Below are 18,063 nucleotides of genomic sequence, written 5' to 3'. Positions count from 1 at the left end.
GGGCGCAGGGATCAGAACCGGATCTCGGCGCCCGTCTCGGCCACCTCCCAGACGACGCGCCGCCCCTGATGCCCGGCCTCGCGCGGCAACAGCAGGAACTGCACCTGCGCCGGGGAGACCGTGGCAAGGCTGCCCGAAAGCCGCGACCACAGCTCGGGATCGGGTTTGGTGCGCTTGGCTTGCGCGACCAGACGCCATTCGCCGTCTTCTTCCGAGATCACCACCTCGCCCCCCCAGGGCAGCGCGGGTTCCAGGCACAAAAGCCCGAGGAAGATCAGCTTCACCACCCGGCGCGACTGCTCGCCCGCGCCAAGCCAATGGTATTTCACCCGCCCCCCGCGCGAGATTTCTTCAAGCACGCCAAGGATTTCCGGGGTGCCGATGCGCTGATCGGCCGAGGCCTGGCCAAAGGCGATGCGGAAGAACTTGATCCGCGCATTGGCCGCGGCGACGCTTTGCGAAATCAGCTGCACCTCGGGGCTGTCGGCCAGCCCGGACATGGTCAGCAATTCCACCCCGTTGCCGATCGCCCCCAAAGGGCTGATAAGGTCGTGGCAGAGTCGCGACCCGACAAGAGCGACCAGATCGGCCTCGGAAGGCATGGTCTCGGGCAGGGGGGCGGTGGCAAAGGCGTCATGGGGCATGGTGGATTTCCCTTTCGGGGGTCGCCGGAGCGAGGGCAGGATGAACGAGTTTCTGGAACCGGGGATGCTGGTGAAGAACCCCCAGGCCCCCGATTGGGGGCTGGGGCAGGTGCAGTCGCGCGTCGGCGACAGGGTGACGGTCAATTTCGAACATGCCGGTAAACAGGTGATCGACGGGCGACGGGTGCAGCTTGCCCTCGTTATTCCCGACCAAGGTTGATAAAAGGTTAACAGCTTTAAAATTGGTTAACAGCCCCGCGTCGCGGCCCTGATCCGTTTCGCCGTGCGGGGCATGCGGTCCGCGTCATTGCAGCCTTGCGCGCGGGCGCTTAAATGTGAACGAAGACGGAAGGCTTGAGCATGGCGGCAGCACCGCTTTCTTATGAAGTCAGATTGGCGCGGGACGCAGCGGAGATCAGGGCCTCGCAGCGGCTGCGCTATGCCGTTTTCGTCGAGGAGCTGGGCGGGGCGGGGCCGCTGATCGATCATGAAAACCGGCTGGAAGCCGATGAATTCGATCCGCTTTATGACCATCTCGTGCTGATCGACACGGCGAAACCCGAAGCGGATCTGGACCGGGTGGTGGGGGCTTACCGGCTTTTGCGCTCGGACCGGGCGGCCGAGATCGGGCGATTCTATTGCGATGCGGAATATGATCTGACGCCGCTGCGCGCCTCGGGGCGGCGGCTACTCGAGCTGGGGCGGTCCTGCGTGCATCCCGATCATCGCGGCGGTGCGGCGATGCTGATGCTGTGGAATGCGCTGGCCGATTACGTTCTGGCGCATGAGATCGAGATCCTGTTCGGCGTCGCCTCGTTTCACGGCACCGATGTCGCGGCGCTGCAACAGCCGCTCTCCTGGCTGCATCATCACCATCTGGCGCCCGAGGGGCTGCGCCCGCGCGCGCGGCAGTTTCAACGCATGGATCTGGTGCCGAAACAGGCGCTGGACCGGCGCGCGGCGCTCGACGCGATGCCCAATCTGATCAAGGCCTATCTGCGGCTGGGCGGGTTCGTCGGCGAGGGCGCCTTTGTCGACCGGCCCTTCAACACCACCGATGTCATGCTGCTGATGGATACGCAGGCGATGTCGGAAAAGCACCGGGACTTCTACACCCGGCGGGTGGAGGGGCGCGGATGACCCGGCCGGTCTGGATGGGCGACGAACCGCCGCCCGAGACGCCCGCGACGCTGGCGGGGCGGGCGCGGCTGATCCTGCGCGGCGGGCCGATGGCGGCGGTGCTGCTGGTCGGGCTGATCCTGCATCTGGCGCTGCGGCTGATCGAGCAGCCCCTGCATGGCGGGCACCGGCCCTGGACCCCGGCGATCACCACCGCCGTCTGCCGGATCTGCATCGCCATCCTCGGGCTGCGCTACAGCGTGCGCGGCGAGCCGATGCGCCATATCGGCGCCGTCGTCGCCAATCACACCGGCTGGCTCGACATCTTCACCCTGAACGCCTGCCAGCGGCTTTATTTCGTCTCCAAGGACGAGGTGGCGGACTGGCCCTTCATCGGCTGGCTGGCCCGCGCCACCGGCACCGTCTTCATCCGCCGCGATCCGCGCGAAGCGAAGGCGCAGCAGGCGATCTTCGAGGATCGCATCCGCAGCGGCCATCATCTGCTGTTCTTCCCCGAGGGCACCTCGACCGACGGGCTGCAGGTGCTGCCGTTCAAGACGACGCTCTTTGCCGCCTTCTACACCCACGGGCTCGACAAGGTGATGCAGATCCAGCCTGTCACGGTGAATTACACCGCCCCCGAGGGCGAGGACCCGCGGTTTTACGGCTGGTGGCGCGACATGACCTTTGGCGCGCATCTGGCCAAGGTGCTCTCGGTCGCCCGGCAGGGCGCGGCCGAGGTGGTGTTCCATCCGCCGCTCGATGTGTCGGATTATCCCTCGCGCAAGGATCTGGCGGCGGCCTGCGAGGCGGCGGTGCGCTCGGGGCTGGTGCAGCGGTCGCGGTAGTGGCGCAACACCGCAAGCCGGATCGCCGTGGCCAGCCCGGTGCCCGGATCGCGGCTGGCGTCGATCTCGCGCGCGGCCTCGTTCAGGCCAAGCCCGCGGGCGGCGGCCAGTTCCTTGAAGCCGGTCCAGAACGCGTCCTCAAGCGAGACCGAGGTGCGGTGCCCGCCGAGCGTCAGCGAATGTTTGCGCGGCGCCTCGCTCACGCCTCGTCCCCGGGGGTGTCCTCGCGCCGATGCGCCTCAAGCACGGCGCGGGCCCGGGCCGCCTCGGCCTCCTCCAGTTTTTTCTGCGCCTTCGTGCGGCCGAATTTGGCGGCATTGGCATCGGCCGCGGCCTTCGCCTCGGCGCGGGCGGCTTGCTTGCGGAAACGGTTCAGATTGACGATCTCGGCCATGGCGCAGCATCGCACGGGGCCGCGGTTCATGCAATCCGGGCGGTGATCGCCCGCTTTGGCGGCTTGCCGCAGCCATCCGCCTGCGCTTTCCTGTGCCAAAGGAGACCGCCGATGCCCCTGACCATTGCCCCCGTCACCGAAACCGACCGCCCGGAGCGGGAGGCGCTGTTTCGCGCCTATGCCGCGTTTTACCGCACCGACGCCACCGCCGCCGAGGCCCGGGTCTGGGACTGGATCCGCTCCGAAACCGAACCCTATTGGGCCGATATCGCCCGTGACGCAGCCGGAACCGCGCTTGGCCTCGTGCAGTATTCGCTGATGCACCGATCGCTTTCGGGCGGGATGGTGGTCTATCTGAGCGACCTTTTCACCCTGCCGCAGGCGCGCGGGCAGGGCGTCGGCCGGGCGCTGATCGACCATGTCCGCGCCTTCGCGCGTGCCCGCGGTTACAGTTCGGTGCGCTGGTTGACGGCAGAAACGAATGCCCCGGCGCGGGCGCTTTATGACAGCTATGCCCCGGCCTCGGGCTTCATCCTTTACGCGATCACCCCCTGAGCCGCCCGGTCGCAACATTCGGCCGCCGCGGACTTGCGCCCGCGGGAGGGGCGGCCTATCTGCGAGATACTCTCCTCTGACCTTTGTGATTCCCGCTCATGACGTGTCGATTTCCCATGTGCCCCGCTTTCCGGTCCGGCGGTCCCTCGGGGCGCCGCGCATGAGCCGGATGCCCGGCCCCGCCGCCCGCGCCCGCGCCCGGGCCGTTGCCGCGAGACTGCGCGCGCGTCTGGCGCGTCAGCCGCGGCCCGAGCGGCTGTCGGATCTGCTGACCGAACTGGCCGAGGATCAGGGCCGTGAGCGGATCGCGCTTTCCGATCTGCTCGACCGGCTCAGCGTGCGCGCCTTCGGCCCGCTGCTGGTGATCTTTTCGCTGCCGAACGTGCTGCCGACGCCGCCGGGCACCTCGGCCGTGCTGGGGCTGCCGCTGATCTTCCTGACCTTTCAGATGCTGATCGGCGGGCCGCCGCGGTTTCCCGCCTTCATCGCCAACCGCTCGATCGCGCGGGCGGATTTCGCCCGTCTGGCGGCGGTGCTGGTGCCGCGGCTGTTGCGCGCCGAAAGGATGCTGCAACCGCGGCTGAGCTTTATGTCCTCGCGCTGGGCCGAGCAGGGGCTGGGGCTGCTGGCGCTGGTGCTGGCAATCGTCCTGACGCTGCCGATTCCGCTGGGCAACGTCGGCCCGGCCTTTGCGCTGGCGCTGATCGGTCTGGGCCTGTTTGAGCGCGATGGCGTCTGGGTGCTGGCCGGGGTGGTGGCGGGGCTTCTGGCCCTGGCGCTGGTGCATGGGGTGATCTGGGCGATGATCGCCGCCGCCGCGCATGTGCTGCAAACCTGGTCCTGAGGCGCCTGTCGCGCCCTGAAACGCAAAAGGCCCCCGCCGCGGCGGGGGCCTTTTTCTTTGGCTGGCAAAGGCTTACTTCGGCAGGATGCGCACGCCGCCCTTCGCCGCCGAGGACGCGAACATCGCATAGGCCCTGAGCGCGGTCGAGACATGGCGCGGACGGGCCGCCGCGGGCGTCCAGGGCAGCGGCCCCTTGGCGGCACGCCGCGCCTCCAGCACGTCTTCGGCCACGGCCAGATGGATGCTGCGGTTCGGAATGTCGATCTCGATCACATCGCCGGTTTCCACCAGCCCGATCAGCCCGCCTTCCTCGGCTTCTGGGCTGACATGGCCGATCGACAGCCCCGAGGTCCCGCCCGAGAAACGGCCATCGGTCAGCAGGGCGCATTTCTTGCCCAGGCCTTTCGATTTCAGATAGCTGGTCGGATAAAGCATCTCCTGCATGCCGGGGCCGCCGCGCGGGCCTTCGAAGCGGATCACCACCACCTCGCCCTCGGTGACCTTGCCGGTCAGGATGCCCGAGACCGCATCGTCCTGGCTTTCAAAGACTTTCGCCGTGCCGGTGAATTTCAGGATCGACTCGTCCACGCCCGCCGTTTTCACGATGCAGCCGTTTTCCGCGATATTGCCGAACAGCACCGCCAGACCGCCGTCCTTTGAGAACGCATGTTCGGCCGAGCGGATCACCCCCGTCTGCCGGTCGCGGTCGACCTCCTTGTAGCGGTTTTGCGTCGAAAACGCCTCGGTGGTGCGCACGCCACCGGGCGCGGCGCGGTAAAAGCTGTCGACGGCGGGATCATTCGCCGTCATCACGTCCCAGGTCGCGATCGCCTCGCCGATCGAGGCGGAATGCACGGTGCGGGCGTTCAGATGCAACAGACCCGCACGGCCCATCTCGCCCAGAATGCCCATGATGCCGCCTGCGCGGTGCACGTCTTCCATATGCACGTCCTGCTTGGCGGGCGCGACCTTGCACAGCACGGGCACCTTGCGCGACAGCCGGTCGATGTCGTCCATGGTGAAATTCACCCCGCCTTCGTAGGCGATGGCCAGAAGGTGCAGCACCGTATTGGTCGAGCCGCCCATGGCGATATCGAGGCTCATGGCGTTCTCGAACGCTTCGAAGGTCGCGATGTCACGCGGCAAGAGGCCCGGTTCGTTGCCCTCGTAATGCCGCTTGGTGATGTCGACGATGCGCCGCCCGGCCTCGAGGAACAGCGCCTTGCGGTCGGCATGGGTCGCCAGCATCGAGCCGTTGCCCGGCAGCGCCAGACCCAGCGCCTCGGCCAGACAGTTCATCGAGTTCGCGGTGAACATGCCCGAACACGAGCCGCAGGTCGGGCAGGCGGCTTTCTCGATCGCCTCGACCTGTTCGTCGGTGTAGCTGTCGTCGGCGGCGACCACCATCGCATCGACCAGATCAAGGTCGTGGTCGATCACGTCGGGGCTGATCTTGCCCGCCTCCATCGGCCCGCCGGAAACGAAGATGACGGGGATGTTCAGCCGCATCGCCGCCATCATCATGCCGGGCGTGATCTTGTCGCAGTTCGAGATGCAGACCATCGCATCGGCGCAGTGGCCGTTGACCATGTATTCGACCGAATCCGCGATCACCTCGCGCGAGGGCAGGGAATAGAGCATCCCGTCATGGCCCATGGCGATGCCGTCATCGATGGCGATGGTGTTGAATTCCTTGGCAACCCCGCCCGCCGCCTCGATTTCGCGCGCGACCATCTGGCCAAGGTCTTTCAGATGCACGTGCCCCGGCACGAACTGGGTGAAAGAGTTGACGACGGCGATGATCGGCTTGCCGAAATCGCCATCCGTCATGCCGGTCGCGCGCCAGAGGCCACGCGCCCCCGCCATGTTGCGGCCATGGGTCGATTTGCGGGAACGATACTGCGGCATCTGGCGTCTCCGGGCTGGCTTGGATTTGGCCCTTCTAGCGCAGGCCGGGGGGCGATGCCAACCCGAAGCCTTGCGGCATGGTCGCAGCCGGGCGCTGTCGGGCGGGGAAAGGCGGGGCCTTTCCTTCTCCGCCCGAACCCGCCCTTACGCCATCAGCTCCACCGCCATCGCCGTGGCCTCGCCGCCACCGATGCACAGCGTCGCGACGCCGGTTTTCAGCCCATGTGTCTGTAGCGCCGCCAGCAGCGTCACCAGCACCCGCGCCCCCGAGGCGCCAATCGGATGCCCCAGCGCGCAGGCGCCGCCATGCAGGTTCACCCGCTCATGCGGCAGATCCAGCGCCCGCATTGCCGCCATCGCCACCACGGCGAAAGCCTCGTTCACCTCGAACAGATCGATCCGGCGCAGATCCAGATCGAGCTTCCCGGCCAGCTTCGTCAGCGCGCCGATGGGGGCGGTCGGAAACAGGTTCGGCGCATCGGCATGGGTCGCATGGCCCAGCACCCGGGCGAGCGGCGTCAGCCCGCGGGCCTCGGCCTCGGAGGCGCGCATCAGCACCAGCGCCGCCGCCCCGTCCGAGATCGAGGAGGAATTCGCCGCCGTCACCGTGCCGCCCGGCCGGAAGGCCGGTTTCAGCGTCGCGATCTTGTCCAGCCGCGCCTTGCCGGGCTGTTCGTCGGTGGTGATGAGCCCGGCCCGGCCCGCCTCCACCGGGGCGATCTCCGCCGCGAAAGCCCCGCTGGCAATCGCCGCCTGCGCCCGGGTCAGCGAGGCGATGGCGTAATCATCCTGCGCCTGTCGGGTGAAGCCGAAGGTTTCGGCGCAATCCTCGGCAAAGGTGCCCATCAACCGGCCGCGGTCATAGGCATCTTCCAGCCCGTCCAGGAACATGTGATCCAGCACCTGCCCATGCCCCAGCCGTAGCCCGCCGCGGGCTTTCGGCAGCAGATAGGGGGCATTCGTCATGCTCTCCATCCCGCCCGCCAGCACGACGCGCGCCGAACCGGCCAGCAGAAGGTCATGGCCCAGCATCGCCGCCTTCATGCCCGAACCGCACATCTTGTTGATCGTCGTCGCCCCCGCCGCAAGCGGTAGACCCGCCTTCAGCGCCGCCTGCCGCGCCGGGGCCTGACCTTGCCCCGCGGGCAGGACGCAGCCCATCAACACCTCGTCCACAGCCTCGACGGGCACGCCCGAGCGCGACAGCGCCGCGCCCAAAGCCACCGCGCCCAGATCGGCGGCGGCAAGATCCGAAAACGCGCCCTGAAAGCCGCCCATCGGCGTGCGGGCTGCGCCCACGATCACCACCGGATCCATCGTCTCCCCCGTCATTTCGCCGCCATCCGCAAAGCGCCGTCGAGCCGCAGCACCTCGCCGTTCAGCATCTGGTTTTCGCAGATGTGCCGCACCAGCGCGGCATATTCCGCCGGATCGCCCAGCCGGTTCGGGAAGGGCACCGAGGCGCCCAGACTGTCCTGCACCTCCTGCGGCAGACCCGCCATCATCGGCGTGCGGAAAATGCCCGGCGCCACCGTGACGACGCGGATACCGTGCCGGGCCAGCTCGCGCGCCGCGGGCAGGGTCAGCGCCGCGACGCCGCCCTTGGACGCGGCATAGGCCGCCTGACCGATCTGCCCGTCGAAGGCCGCGATGGACGCGGTGTTGACGATCACCCCGCGCTCGCCGCCCGGGCCGGGGGCGTTCTTCGCCATCGCTTCGGCCGCCAGCCGCAGCATGTTGAACGTGCCCACAAGGTTCACCGTCACCGCGCGGGCGAAACTGTCGAGCCGGTGCGGCCCCTCGCGACCGAGGATCTTTTCCCCCGGCGCGATGCCCGCGCAATTGACCAGCGCATCCAGACGGCCAAAGACCGAGACCGCCAGATCGATGGCGGCCCTGCCGTCTTCTTCCAGCGTCACATCGGCGCGGCAAAACCGCGCGCCCGCGCCCAGATCCGAGACCGTCGCCATCCCCGCCTCGGCGTTCAGATCGACGATCACCACCTTGCCGCCCGCCTCTGCGACCATCCGCGCGACCGCCGCGCCCAGCCCGGAGCCGCCGCCGGTGACGACAAAGACCCTCTCTGAAATCTGCATCTTCTCCTCCCTTTCCCTGACGTCAAATCCTATCGGCCGGGGGTGGTCTGGCAACGGCAAAGGCGGGACATCCTGCGGTTGCGACGCAACGGAATTTGCGGCGCGGATGAGGCGTTGACGGCGGGCAGGGGGCTTGGCAAGACAGCGCAAAGGAGAGCCCGATGAGCACAGCCACCCCCGCCACCCGGGCGCTCGAGGCCGCCAAGGTGGCGTTCGAGCGGATCGAATATGATTACGTCGCCGGGCAGGACAAGATCGGTCTGCATGCGGCGGCGGCGATCGGCGCCGATCCCGCCGAAGTGCTGAAGACGCTGATGGTCGAGGTCGACGGCAAGCCCGCCTGCGCGGTGATCCCGTCGGATTGCACGCTGTCGATGAAAAAGGTGGCGGCGGCCTTCGGGGCCAAGGCGGCGACGATGATGCCCGCCGACAAGGCCGAGCGGCTGACCGGCTTTCACACCGGGGGGATTTCTCCTTTCGGGCAGAAGAAGCGGGTGCCGGTGGCCTTCGAGGCCGCGGCGCTGGGGCAGGGGCAGATCGTCGTCAATGGTGGCAAGCGGGGCCTGATGGTGCGGCTGGCGCCTGAAGCTGCGCTGGCGGTCTCGGGCGGTCTGGCCCGGGATCTGATCGCCGCGCCCTGATCGCCCCCCCGGATGTCACGCCCGCGTCGCAGTTTCGCCGGAATTCGCCGTGATATCCTCGCCGCGATACCAAGGTTCACCCCTCCCTTCCGCCTTCTGGAGCCCCATGCCGCGTCTCATCCCGCTTGCTTTTGCCCTGCTTGGCCTTCTGGCCCTTGCCCCCGCCGCCCCGGCCGAGACCCGGCCGTTGGGCTTTGGCCATTTTCTCAACAATGACGTGCTTGGCGACGGCCGTGACCGCTGGCAGACCGGCTCTTACACGATGTCCTGGCTGCGCGGTCCGCAGTGGCAGGGGCAGCTGCCCGCGCAGCCCTTCGAGATCCTCGAATACCGGCTGAGCGGGGCGGTGATCGCGCCCTCGCGGCTGAAAAGCCTGCGCGGCGACCGGCGCTATGTCGGCAAAGCCGCGTTTTCGATCCACACCCCCTTTGCCCTTGGTGCGGGCACCGAGGCCGATCTCGGCTTCGGTCTGGTCTGGACCGGCCCGGCGAACGGGATTTCCGATCTGCAGCGGGCGCTGCATGACCTGCTGGACGAGCCCCCGCCGCGCGCCGCCCAGACGCAGCTGCCCAACCACGTCTATCCGATGGTCAGCGCCGAAATCGCCCGGCCGATGGCGCTTGGGCGGGCCGAGTTGCGCCCCTTCCTCGAGGCGCGGGCGGGCGACGAAAAGCTGTTGCGCGTCGGGGCCGATCTGGCCTTCGGGCAGCGCGAACGGGGGGCGCTGTGGCGGCGCGACGAGATCACCGGCCATCGCTATGTCGGCATCGGCGGCACCGATGCGGGCGGCACCGCCTTTGTCGTCGGGGCCGATGTCGCGCATGTCTTCGACAGCGCCTATCTGCCGGGCGGCTGGGAGGTGCAGCCGGAACAGACCCGCAGCCGGTTGCGCGCCGGGGTCTCGACGCGGCTGGGCCGGGTCGGGCTGTTTTACGGCCTCACCTGGCTCTCGCGCGAGTTTGTCGGCCAGCCCGAGGGGCAGCTGCTGGGCTCGGTCCGGTTGCGGCTGCGCTTCTGACTTTTTCGCGCCAAATCGTCCTTTCCTTGATCTGGGTCAAAATGGGGGATTCACAAGGCGAATCACCCATGTTAGGTTTTGCTTAATCAAGGACCGAAGGGTCCATAAAACGAGGCAGGACATACAGGCAATGAAGCCGGGCTATCTGGGTACCTTCGTGATCGCGTGGGACCAGACAGAGATCGACGGCACCGCAGGGGCCCCGGTCGACAGCCTTGCGACGGGGGCATGCTGGCGCTGGAGCGGCGAGGCGGTGCGGGTCGATGGCCCGTCCGACCTGCTGATCCTGAGCGGTGCCGAGGGCAGCGAGGCGCTGCGCCAACGCGCCGCCCGGGTGGTGCGCCGCCTTCTGGGCGTCGCGATCGAGGGCGGCGACAGCGCCGCCTTTCGCGCCCGGGCCGATCTGCCCGAGCTTCCCGATCAAAGCTTTACCGTGACCGACGGCATTCGGGCCCATGACATCACGCTGATCGAACTGCCCGCGGCGCGGGCGCGTCTGTGTAGCGCGCGATCAGCTTTGGCAGGAAACTGAACCAGCTTTGGCAGGAAAACTTTTTCCCGCCCGTCCGTCCTGACGCTACGCGGTCACTCCGCCCGATCCGTCATCTGCATTCGTCTCTAGCGCAACTCAGCCGCCACGTTACATGCGATCTCTACCGCGCTCCGGACCGCGGTAGAGAATTGGAACGACATGGTGCTTCCTGTCAGACGTAGAAGATGTTGAGGCCGAGGATGTCGCCTGCGGTCAGGGCAGCGGTATCGGCGTCGGCGGATCCGGTGGTGAGCGCGTAGGCGATGCCGGTTGCGAAAATCAGGCCGACAGCGCCCAGGTCGAAATCGAAGGCGGCGTTCGGGGGCAGCGCAATCGTCGCAACCGGAGTATCCGTCCCTACCGTGGGGGCGCTCGCCTTGTTGTAGAGCTTGAGGTAGCGCACCGCGGCAGCGGCGTTGTACCCGACGATCTTAGCGACCTTGCCAGCAGAGGCCTTGACCGAGGTGGCGTTTGTCGTCGACGCAGCGGACAGAAGGCGCGCGACAGCAAGCGCGGAGCCCCGACCCGAGACGAACTGAACGCCGACATCGGCGGCCAAGTTAGTGCTGGCTGCCAGCGCGACACTCGGCGTGTTCGCAATCGCAACCGGCAGCGCGGCCGTCAGGTCGTTTGCCGGGCGCGGCATGAACTCGACGCGTTGGCGGTCGAAGTCGAGAATGCGCGCGAAGCTCACGCGCATATCGGTGCGCTTGATCACGCCACCGCCGCAGTTGACCGAGCCGATGTTCGCCCCGGTCGGCGTGGAACCGATGGGGTCGAGGTAGAGCGTCGTGGTTTGGATGTCCCGCACCCGATACGCTCCGTCGATACCGATGGTGCTGCCATCCACCGCGCTGCGGCAACCGATCAGGTTCACATAGTCGCCGATCAGCAGCCCAGCCCAAGCGGCGCTGCCCACGAGCGCGACGACATTGTCGGTCCGGCTCACGCTCTGGGCCACCTGCGCCACCGCGCCGAGCGCCGACATCAGGTTGCCCCCGTTCACGCGCGCGACATAGCCGCCATAGCCGGTCGCGGTGACGGCCGAGCCCCAAACCACGGTGAACATGGTTGCGTTGACCACCGAAGCAACGGTGGTCGCCGCGGTGAGGTTGGCGAAGTTGGTGGCATCCCGGTTGCCGTAGCACACGATAACATCGCCGGTCGTGAGCCCGTGCGGCACATCGGTGACCACGGTGGCGGTGGTCGTGCCGGTTTTGGTCGCCGAGACGATCTGCGCCACCGGCTGGGTCCGACTCGGATTGTTCGTCGCGCGCAGGCGAAGCTTGTAGCTCTTGTTGTGGTCTGGAACCACCTGAGACCGACGCAGCCGGTGGCTGAGCCCGGTCACCGCATCGATCGCGCCGTCAGTCCATTGCAGTCCATCCACGAACGCCGAAAGCCGGAATTCCGTGGTCGGCTGGAAAGCGTAGGCCAGAGCCGCGTTGATCGCCTGCACCGATGCGGTGCTGCCGAGCGTCGTCGAATGGTTCCCCGCCAAGGCGCCGCTGGGGAGAACGTCCCCGGATTGCGACCGGACATAGAAGGAGCCGTTGGTGGCCGAGGCGTTTTCGAAGATGACCGAGGCGCCGTCGGTCGCGTAGCCGAGCGCAGAACGGAAGAAAACGAAGCCCGATGCGAACGGCCCGGAAGTCACGCTCGGGATGTTCCCCCCCGGACCGGCAGTCGCTGTGAACTGCGTCTCGCTCGGCGCCGTGGCGACAACGAGAGCGGGATAGTTCAGCGCACTGTTCTGCGCCACGTCGCGGATGCCGATGCGCATGCCGGGCTTGAGCCCGTGCGCGGTCTCCGTGGTGACGGTGAGCGTCGTTGTGGCTTGCTGGATCGAGGCAATCGCCAGATCCGCCGGCGCGGCGAGCGGCGCATCGGTCGAGACCATTTCAAGGGCAAATTCCTGCCCAAGCGTGCGTTGCGACATCGAAAGGCCGACTGCAAGCTCATAGGGCATCTGGAAGGAGGCGAGTGTTTCGACAGTCGTGACGCCCGCTGAGAGCGGGTCTTTCGAGATGACAAGATAGCTCGACGCGACCGTGTTCCCGTCGACCGCCACGATATCCCCCGCGGACAGCGTTTGCGCCCAGACGGCGACGGAATCAAAATCCTCGAACGCCTCCCGGAACTTCGACTTCACGTTGCCGGGGGAGACGGGCAGTGGTGTCGCGTCGGTCACTTCGCGCGATTTTCCCGTTGACTGCACGATGAATTCCAAAACTGACATGTCGGCTCCTCAGAAGGTTGTGAAATTGATCGAGCCGGGGTCTTCAGCCGCCTCAATCAGGGATTTCAGTTCGGCCTCGCGGTCGAAACAGGCCTGCACATGGGTGCGCACCGCCAGCGCGAGGGCGATGATCTGCGCCGCGGCCAGATCAACAAATTCCCCGCCCGCGAGCTTCCAGCGCACGGTTGCCCCCGGGTCGAGCTGGGCGGCCAGCGCCGCGGCGGTGAGGCGGCTCTGGCTCAGATCGTCGGTCTGCACGCGCAAGCCGTTGACCTCGATGCCGCGGGCAATGGCCGCGTCGCGCGCCGATTTGAGCTGACTGAGCATCTCCGCCACCGTCATGGGGTGTGTCGTGATTTCAGAGGCGACGGCGTCCCGCTCGGTTTCCGCGCCGCTCTGAACATTAATCTCGCGCAGCCGCATGGTTATCGCTCCCAGGAGATGTTGATGGACCCCTCATCGAACGTGTCAGTCCCGTTCGCAGACCGGAGCCTGATCCGGTCAAGCGTTCCGGTCAGGGCGACCTTCCCGGCCACAATCTGCGTGCCAGGCTCGTTCGTCTGCATCACGCCACTCCCAACCCAAATGTTGCCGCCGAGATGGTTGAACGTGATCGCTCCGGTGAGCGCTATGGCCGCGTTTCCTGCGCGGATGATGAATGCGTCCGCACCGTTCGAGTAGTATCCGGGCAGCCCGGAGATCGTATCATAGCCGACACTTTGGACCGCCCCGGCCCCGAGTTGGATCTTGGGGTATGACGATCCGCTCAACGACACCCGTTGCATGGAGAGCGTGACACGATTGACGCCCGCGGGAATGCTGACAAAGTCAATAACAGACCCCGATGTGGTTGCGACGGTGCCGCTCTGCCCCGCCCCTACCAGCCCCAGAATCTCGCTTTGCGACCCGTAAAGCCGCACCCACGGCCTCCAACCGCTCGACCCCCTCCAGCGTATCCATGCAAATGTATCGGCCGCGCTACCCAGATGCCCCCAGGCCATCTGCACGCCGACACTGCCGGAGGTGATGGTCAGCACATAGCCCGCATTGTCCGCGATGGGCGCGTTTGCGGCCTCGGGCGCAAATCTGGACCAGCCCGAGGCGGTGATCGTGTCCAGATCCGCAACCACCTCGCCGGTGGCGGTGACTGCGCCGAGGCCCAGCGTCGCGCGCTGCGCCGCTGCGTCTGCATCATCCAGCAGCGCCCGGCCTGCAGCGGTGATCACCGCTTCGGCCCAGGTATCCGGCGCTGTCGAATAGAGCATCCGACCCGCCGCCGTGCCAAGGGTGGCGATCGAAGCGATCGTGGGCGAGACCGAGGCCTCCTGAGTGAATTGCGTGGCCAGCGATTTGACCGGGATCCGGGCCGTGGTGCCAGTGCGGTTGACGATGACCTCGTCGGCCAGATTAACCAATGGCAGTTGGGTGGTGCGATCGCCGCTCATCAGATGATCTCCAGCGTGTAGGGGCCGGACAGCGGGCCGGGCGCGCCATTGGCGTTTTGCGGCTCGAGCCAGACGTGATGGGTGCCCGCGCTCAGGCAGGCACCGGTTTCGAGATAGGCCACGACATCATCCACCGCCCCCGCGAAATCTGCGCTCGCGCGCAGCTCGATGGTGGCGTTGCCGGTGACCGCCTGGATGCGGTCGCGGGCGAGGCCATTGGCCACGATCACCGTGCCGGGGCGATCCGAGCCACCGCTGAGGCAGGGCTGCACCGTGCCGCCGGTGCGACCGGAGACGGTCAGCCCGACGCGGTAGATTTTGCCCGCCGTCGTCGCCAGCGGCTGCGAGAGCGCCCCGGCTCCCCCGGCAGCGTGATGGGCCTTGCCGCCGGTGATCGTCCAGCCGGTGCCCAAGGTCCAGGCTCCGCCATCCATCGCCCCGCCTGCGATCAGGTTGGTGCGCGTGGCGTCGCCCAGTGTCGTCGAATAGCTTTGCCCGGTGCTGACCGGGATCGGGGCGCCCACGGCATCGGTCTCGCGGTCAAGCGTGGCCGAGGTCGAGCGATAGACCTGCACCCGCGTCGTGTTGGCGTCGGCGCCGGTGGCGAACTGGACCAGCGCGCCACCCAAGAGCGGGGTCACCGAGATGCCCGCCGCAGGCAGTGCCTGCGGCAGCCCGGCATTGGCCATGCCCACGGTGATCGTCACCGTCGCCGAATAGGGGCCCAGCACCCCGGTCGCACTGCGGCTCCTGGCGCGCAGCTGCACCACCTGACCGACGGAATAACTGTCGATCGTGCCCCCCGCATTGGCGGCCGGGATGGTCTGTGAGGTCCAGGCGGTGCCCGAGGCGAGACGATGGTCGAGCACATAGGCCGCCGTGGTCACCAGGCCAGACCCCGGCTCCAGCGCGACGGAGATCCGATTGGCAAGACCGGTGGCGGCGGTGCCAGATGTCAGACCCGCGAACCGCGGCGCCGAGGGCTGCAAGAGGTTTTCGTCGATCTCGGCACCGACCCGTGGCGACCAGGCCGGGATCTCGGTGGCGGCCAGGATGGTATCGATCTGCGGTGCCGCATCGACGGTGCGCACGATCGCGCACATGTCCTCGGTCGCCTCGATCCGAGTCACGATCTGGGTGTAGCTCTCGACCGCCGCGGGTCCGAAATGCACCAGATCGCCCACCAGCGGAATCGGCCCGACCCCGGTCAGCGTCAGGATCTGCGTTCCGCCCCCCGCATTCCTGACGCTGCGCACGACAGAGACGCCAATCGTATCGTTGGCCCTTTCGAACACCCGAAATCGCACCGCATAGGTCTCGCCCGCCACCATCTCGACCACGTCATCTATCTCGATCAGCACGCCCTTGACCGCCTTGACCCGGGCCGCGACCTGCACGCGGCTCAGCACATCATGGCTGAGCGCGACGGCATCGCCGCGGGTGGTGGTGCGCACGGCGCCGTCCTGGGTGACCTCGTAAGTGTCGGGGCGGTGGATCGTCTCCAACTGGCGACGCCGCGCCTCGCGCCAGACCTCGGCAGCATGGACCTTGCCCGGCAGGCTCAGCTGCTCGGTCAGGGTGATCTCGCCCTCGTAGCCGGGCCAGCGGACGACGCGCTCGGTCTCCTTGTAATCGTTGCCCGCGTCGCGGAATTTCACCGTGAAGGCGTGGGGCGGATCGATGTAGGCGCGCGACCACTTGAACCCCCACGAATTGCGCGGGTTGATGTGATCGACGATCAGCGTGTTGACCAGCGGCCGGTCAATGACGACGCCCCAGCGCACCCCGTCATGGCGCGGCGTCGCCCGGCCCGCGGCCGCGATCTCGGTCAGCACGTCGCGCAGCGTGGTTCCCGTCTCCTCCAGTACGGCATTATAGGTCAGTCCCTCGGCCGAGCACCACGCGGCCCAGTCGGCCAGCAGGTCGAGATCGAGACCCGCATCCGCGACGGCTTTCGGATTGGACGGATGCGACAGCACCTCGATGAGCGCCGCGGCCGGGCTTTCCGAGCTGCGACGTACCCAGGTGCCCGTGGCAGCATCCCAGTCGCGGCTGATCCGGCTCACCAGGCAGTTGAAATTGTCCACCGTGCCATTGAGCTGATGCGTGGCCTTGATTCGCAGAGCCACCAGCGCCAGCGGCCGGGGGTAGGCCAGCGGATATTCGGGTCGGATTGTCTGCAGCGCGGCCCACGACGTGCGCTGTATGACCCGGGTGTCGGTGCTCTCGTCGCTCAGCATTGTCAGCCGCACCTGCCAGCGGCCGCGCGTCGGGAAGCTCCAGCCATGCTGGCGAAAAAAAGTCTCGGCCTTGGCCGCCGTGATGGTCAGCGTCTCGACCGTCTGCCATGTCTCGGCCTCGACCAGACGCTGTTCGATGCGCACCGAGATGGTGGTCGATTGTCGGCGCCCGTTGTCATCGAGCCGATAGAGCCCGCCCTCCCAGGCCAGGATGATCGCGGCGCTGGCGGCGTCTGGTCCGGTGGTGCGCACCACTGGCGTCTCGATCGACGCCTGACCGCTGATCACCTCGCCCGCGTCGTTGCGCGGCAGCGGGCGGGTCAGCTCGACGCCAATCGATTCCTCGACCACCTGGCGGGGCGTGATGCTCAGCGGCAATTCGCCCGCCACCCCGTAGCGGATCTCGGTCTCGACCTCGTCATATTCGGAGAGCGAGGTTTCGCCCAGCCGTATGTCGTCGATCGCTACCTCGCCTTCGCCGATGAGAAATGCGGCACGCACATACTGCGCATCGCCGACGATTTCTGTGTGGGGGGTGACGGCCATCGGCGCGGCATAGCGCATCGTGCCCAGCACCACCGGCACCGCGCCGCCCGGCTCGTAGCGGTTCTTCCAGCCGTTGATCGCATAGACGTTCTTGCGCTCGGTGTCAGGTTTGACCGGCGGAATGAGCGCGTTGACGGCCAACTGCCCAATGATTGTCAGCCCGGCGGCGATCAGTCCAATGCCAAGCTTCGATGTAATCCCAAGCCATCCCGCCACGGCAGGCGCCAGCGCCACGGCCGCGATCGAGACGACGATCGACAGGATCGAGCGCAGCGCCCCCTTGCCGGGCGTGATCCGGATCACCACGCGCACCCCGGGGCGCGGCCGGGCCAGATGCCATAGATCGCGCGGCACGATCTGGCTGCCAGCATCGGTCACCAGCGCAACGCGGGTGCGCCCCAGATCGGCCTCTGTGGCCGCGGGCAGCGCCCGGGCGACGATCTCGGCCACGGTCAGGCCATGCGGCACATCGAGCGTGATCCGCCCGCGGCCTGGGTCGAACTGCGGGGCAGCCAGCACATGGATGGGTGCGTTGATCGGGCGCAGATCACTCATCGCGCGGCCTCCGAAATGATCTGCACGGGAATTTCAACGACCCTTGAATGATGCCGCCAATGACCGGTGAAACGGTGCGCCCAGGGGCCGCGGCGATAGTCCTCCAGCACGGCATGGGTCTGGCCTATGTGGATCATCAGCCCGTGGCGGATCACGATGCCAAGGTGGGTGGACAGGCGGCCGCGCCGGAAGACCGCCAGATCAAAGGCGAGCGCCGGGCCGGTCACCGGCACCCAGAGCGGCGACGTTTTGGCGCCCTCGATCAGCGCGGCAATCTCGCCATGCTCCTCGATCGAGCCATAGCCCAGATAGTCGGGCAGCGTGATGCCCAGCTCCTCGCGGTAGATCACGCAGGCCAGCCCCCAGCAGTCCGCGCCATCGGCCGAGCGGCCATGATCGAGGTTCGGAATGCCTACGTAGCGGTTCGACCAGCTCATCC

The 18,063-nt window shown here is 67.4% G+C and carries 19 protein-coding genes; 8 read left to right on the top strand and 11 right to left on the bottom strand.

Annotated features, from left to right (window positions below; genetic code table 11):
* Positions 1-11: 11 nt before the first annotated feature.
* On the bottom strand, positions 12-644 hold the full coding sequence (locus AC4PTB_RS14795; RefSeq protein ID WP_492190638.1) for a histidine phosphotransferase family protein: 633 nt from the start codon (positions 642-644) through the stop codon (positions 12-14).
* A 40-nt stretch (positions 645-684) separates the two neighbouring features.
* Between AC4PTB_RS14795 and AC4PTB_RS14790 the strand changes: the two genes are divergently transcribed.
* From AC4PTB_RS14790 to olsA, 3 genes are all read left to right on the top strand, one after another.
* Entirely contained in the window at positions 685-864 is a 180-nt protein-coding gene (locus AC4PTB_RS14790; protein ID WP_492190637.1) for a DUF3553 domain-containing protein, read from the top strand.
* Positions 865-1,004: 140 nt separating this feature from the next.
* Entirely contained in the window at positions 1,005-1,784 is a 780-nt protein-coding gene (gene olsB, locus AC4PTB_RS14785; RefSeq protein ID WP_492190636.1) for an L-ornithine N(alpha)-acyltransferase, read from the top strand.
* Positions 1,781-2,611, top strand: a complete 831-nt coding sequence (gene olsA / locus AC4PTB_RS14780) for a lyso-ornithine lipid O-acyltransferase (RefSeq protein ID WP_492190635.1) — start codon at positions 1,781-1,783, stop codon at positions 2,609-2,611. Before olsB ends, olsA begins: the two co-directional genes overlap by 4 nt.
* Here olsA and AC4PTB_RS14775 read toward each other — a convergent pair.
* Together AC4PTB_RS14775 and AC4PTB_RS14770 are read right to left on the bottom strand one after the other, a co-directional pair.
* Complete coding sequence (locus AC4PTB_RS14775; protein ID WP_492190634.1) at positions 2,536-2,814, bottom strand: ribbon-helix-helix domain-containing protein; 279 nt, start codon at positions 2,812-2,814, stop codon at positions 2,536-2,538. The genes olsA and AC4PTB_RS14775 overlap by 76 nt on opposite strands.
* Entirely contained in the window at positions 2,811-3,005 is a 195-nt protein-coding gene (locus tag AC4PTB_RS14770; RefSeq protein WP_492190633.1) for a DUF4169 family protein, read from the bottom strand. The genes AC4PTB_RS14775 and AC4PTB_RS14770 overlap by 4 nt, the downstream gene beginning before the upstream one ends.
* A gap of 111 nt (positions 3,006-3,116) precedes the next feature.
* Between AC4PTB_RS14770 and AC4PTB_RS14765 the strand changes: the two genes are divergently transcribed.
* Together AC4PTB_RS14765 and AC4PTB_RS14760 are read left to right on the top strand one after the other, a co-directional pair.
* Positions 3,117-3,560, top strand: a complete 444-nt coding sequence (locus AC4PTB_RS14765; protein ID WP_492190632.1) for a GNAT family N-acetyltransferase — start codon at positions 3,117-3,119, stop codon at positions 3,558-3,560.
* A 160-nt stretch (positions 3,561-3,720) separates the two neighbouring features.
* Positions 3,721-4,404: an exopolysaccharide biosynthesis protein gene (locus AC4PTB_RS14760; RefSeq protein ID WP_492190631.1), complete on the top strand. Its 684-nt coding sequence runs from the start codon at positions 3,721-3,723 to the stop codon at positions 4,402-4,404.
* A gap of 72 nt (positions 4,405-4,476) precedes the next feature.
* Here the strand turns inward: AC4PTB_RS14760 and ilvD are convergent, their stop codons facing one another.
* The 3 genes from ilvD to AC4PTB_RS14745 all read right to left on the bottom strand — a co-directional run bounded on the left by ilvD (position 4,477) and on the right by AC4PTB_RS14745 (position 8,408).
* On the bottom strand, positions 4,477-6,312 hold the full coding sequence (gene ilvD / locus AC4PTB_RS14755; protein ID WP_492190630.1) for a dihydroxy-acid dehydratase: 1,836 nt from the start codon (positions 6,310-6,312) through the stop codon (positions 4,477-4,479).
* A 144-nt stretch (positions 6,313-6,456) separates the two neighbouring features.
* Entirely contained in the window at positions 6,457-7,629 is a 1,173-nt protein-coding gene (locus tag AC4PTB_RS14750; protein WP_492192644.1) for an acetyl-CoA C-acyltransferase, read from the bottom strand.
* Between the two features lie 11 nt (positions 7,630-7,640).
* On the bottom strand, positions 7,641-8,408 hold the full coding sequence (locus tag AC4PTB_RS14745) for a 3-hydroxyacyl-CoA dehydrogenase (protein ID WP_492190629.1): 768 nt from the start codon (positions 8,406-8,408) through the stop codon (positions 7,641-7,643).
* Between the two features lie 161 nt (positions 8,409-8,569).
* Between AC4PTB_RS14745 and ybaK the strand changes: the two genes are divergently transcribed.
* The 3 genes from ybaK to AC4PTB_RS14730 all read left to right on the top strand — a co-directional run bounded on the left by ybaK (position 8,570) and on the right by AC4PTB_RS14730 (position 10,599).
* Positions 8,570-9,049, top strand: coding sequence for a Cys-tRNA(Pro) deacylase (ybaK, locus tag AC4PTB_RS14740; protein WP_492190628.1), 480 nt, complete (start codon positions 8,570-8,572; stop codon positions 9,047-9,049).
* 106 nt (positions 9,050-9,155) lie between these two features.
* Positions 9,156-10,067, top strand: coding sequence for a lipid A-modifier LpxR family protein (locus AC4PTB_RS14735; RefSeq protein WP_492190627.1), 912 nt, complete (start codon positions 9,156-9,158; stop codon positions 10,065-10,067).
* A gap of 130 nt (positions 10,068-10,197) precedes the next feature.
* Positions 10,198-10,599 carry a hypothetical protein gene (locus tag AC4PTB_RS14730; protein ID WP_492190626.1) on the top strand — a complete coding sequence of 134 codons (402 nt, stop codon included), beginning with the start codon at positions 10,198-10,200 and terminating at the stop codon, positions 10,597-10,599.
* 172 nt (positions 10,600-10,771) lie between these two features.
* Here the strand turns inward: AC4PTB_RS14730 and AC4PTB_RS14725 are convergent, their stop codons facing one another.
* The 5 genes from AC4PTB_RS14725 to AC4PTB_RS14705 are packed head-to-tail and all read right to left on the bottom strand — an operon-like array spanning position 10,772 to position 18,061.
* Entirely contained in the window at positions 10,772-12,838 is a 2,067-nt protein-coding gene (locus tag AC4PTB_RS14725) for a hypothetical protein (protein ID WP_492190625.1), read from the bottom strand.
* A 9-nt stretch (positions 12,839-12,847) separates the two neighbouring features.
* The gene (locus AC4PTB_RS14720; protein ID WP_492190624.1) at positions 12,848-13,261 is read right to left on the bottom strand and encodes a DUF4376 domain-containing protein; all 414 of its coding nucleotides are present in this window, start codon (positions 13,259-13,261) and stop codon (positions 12,848-12,850) included.
* A gap of 2 nt (positions 13,262-13,263) precedes the next feature.
* On the bottom strand, positions 13,264-14,283 hold the full coding sequence (locus tag AC4PTB_RS14715; RefSeq protein ID WP_492190623.1) for a pyocin knob domain-containing protein: 1,020 nt from the start codon (positions 14,281-14,283) through the stop codon (positions 13,264-13,266).
* On the bottom strand, positions 14,283-17,624 hold the full coding sequence (gpJ, locus tag AC4PTB_RS14710) for a TipJ family phage tail tip protein (RefSeq protein WP_492190622.1): 3,342 nt from the start codon (positions 17,622-17,624) through the stop codon (positions 14,283-14,285). The genes AC4PTB_RS14715 and gpJ overlap by 1 nt, the downstream gene beginning before the upstream one ends.
* Positions 17,621-18,061 carry an NlpC/P60 family protein gene (locus AC4PTB_RS14705; RefSeq protein WP_492190621.1) on the bottom strand — a complete coding sequence of 147 codons (441 nt, stop codon included), beginning with the start codon at positions 18,059-18,061 and terminating at the stop codon, positions 17,621-17,623. The genes gpJ and AC4PTB_RS14705 overlap by 4 nt, the downstream gene beginning before the upstream one ends.
* Between the last annotated feature and the right edge of the window lie 2 nt (positions 18,062-18,063).

It is taken from the genome of Rhodobacter sp. 4.3.4 (assembly GCF_058724655.1).
Note: the sequence above shows the minus strand (reverse complement) of the source record. Positions and strands in the feature narration are given on the sequence as shown.

Coding starts and splice junctions, on each gene's coding strand:
- olsB (WP_492190636.1), top strand. CDS start 1,005: ATGGCGGCAGCACCGCTTTCTTATGAAGTCAGATTGGCGCGGGACGCA.
- AC4PTB_RS14760 (WP_492190631.1), top strand. CDS start 3,721: ATGAGCCGGATGCCCGGCCCCGCCGCCCGCGCCCGCGCCCGGGCCGTT.
- AC4PTB_RS14730 (WP_492190626.1), top strand. CDS start 10,198: ATGAAGCCGGGCTATCTGGGTACCTTCGTGATCGCGTGGGACCAGACA.
- AC4PTB_RS14795 (WP_492190638.1), bottom strand. CDS start 644: ATGCCCCATGACGCCTTTGCCACCGCCCCCCTGCCCGAGACCATGCCT.
- ybaK (WP_492190628.1), top strand. CDS start 8,570: ATGAGCACAGCCACCCCCGCCACCCGGGCGCTCGAGGCCGCCAAGGTG.
- AC4PTB_RS14720 (WP_492190624.1), bottom strand. CDS start 13,261: ATGCGGCTGCGCGAGATTAATGTTCAGAGCGGCGCGGAAACCGAGCGG.
- gpJ (WP_492190622.1), bottom strand. CDS start 17,624: ATGAGTGATCTGCGCCCGATCAACGCACCCATCCATGTGCTGGCTGCC.
- AC4PTB_RS14750 (WP_492192644.1), bottom strand. CDS start 7,629: ATGGATCCGGTGGTGATCGTGGGCGCAGCCCGCACGCCGATGGGCGGC.
- AC4PTB_RS14770 (WP_492190633.1), bottom strand. CDS start 3,005: ATGGCCGAGATCGTCAATCTGAACCGTTTCCGCAAGCAAGCCGCCCGC.
- AC4PTB_RS14715 (WP_492190623.1), bottom strand. CDS start 14,283: ATGAGCGGCGATCGCACCACCCAACTGCCATTGGTTAATCTGGCCGAC.
- AC4PTB_RS14735 (WP_492190627.1), top strand. CDS start 9,156: ATGCCGCGTCTCATCCCGCTTGCTTTTGCCCTGCTTGGCCTTCTGGCC.
- AC4PTB_RS14705 (WP_492190621.1), bottom strand. CDS start 18,061: ATGAGCTGGTCGAACCGCTACGTAGGCATTCCGAACCTCGATCATGGC.
- AC4PTB_RS14765 (WP_492190632.1), top strand. CDS start 3,117: ATGCCCCTGACCATTGCCCCCGTCACCGAAACCGACCGCCCGGAGCGG.
- ilvD (WP_492190630.1), bottom strand. CDS start 6,312: ATGCCGCAGTATCGTTCCCGCAAATCGACCCATGGCCGCAACATGGCG.
- AC4PTB_RS14745 (WP_492190629.1), bottom strand. CDS start 8,408: ATGCAGATTTCAGAGAGGGTCTTTGTCGTCACCGGCGGCGGCTCCGGG.
- AC4PTB_RS14790 (WP_492190637.1), top strand. CDS start 685: ATGAACGAGTTTCTGGAACCGGGGATGCTGGTGAAGAACCCCCAGGCC.
- olsA (WP_492190635.1), top strand. CDS start 1,781: ATGACCCGGCCGGTCTGGATGGGCGACGAACCGCCGCCCGAGACGCCC.
- AC4PTB_RS14725 (WP_492190625.1), bottom strand. CDS start 12,838: ATGTCAGTTTTGGAATTCATCGTGCAGTCAACGGGAAAATCGCGCGAA.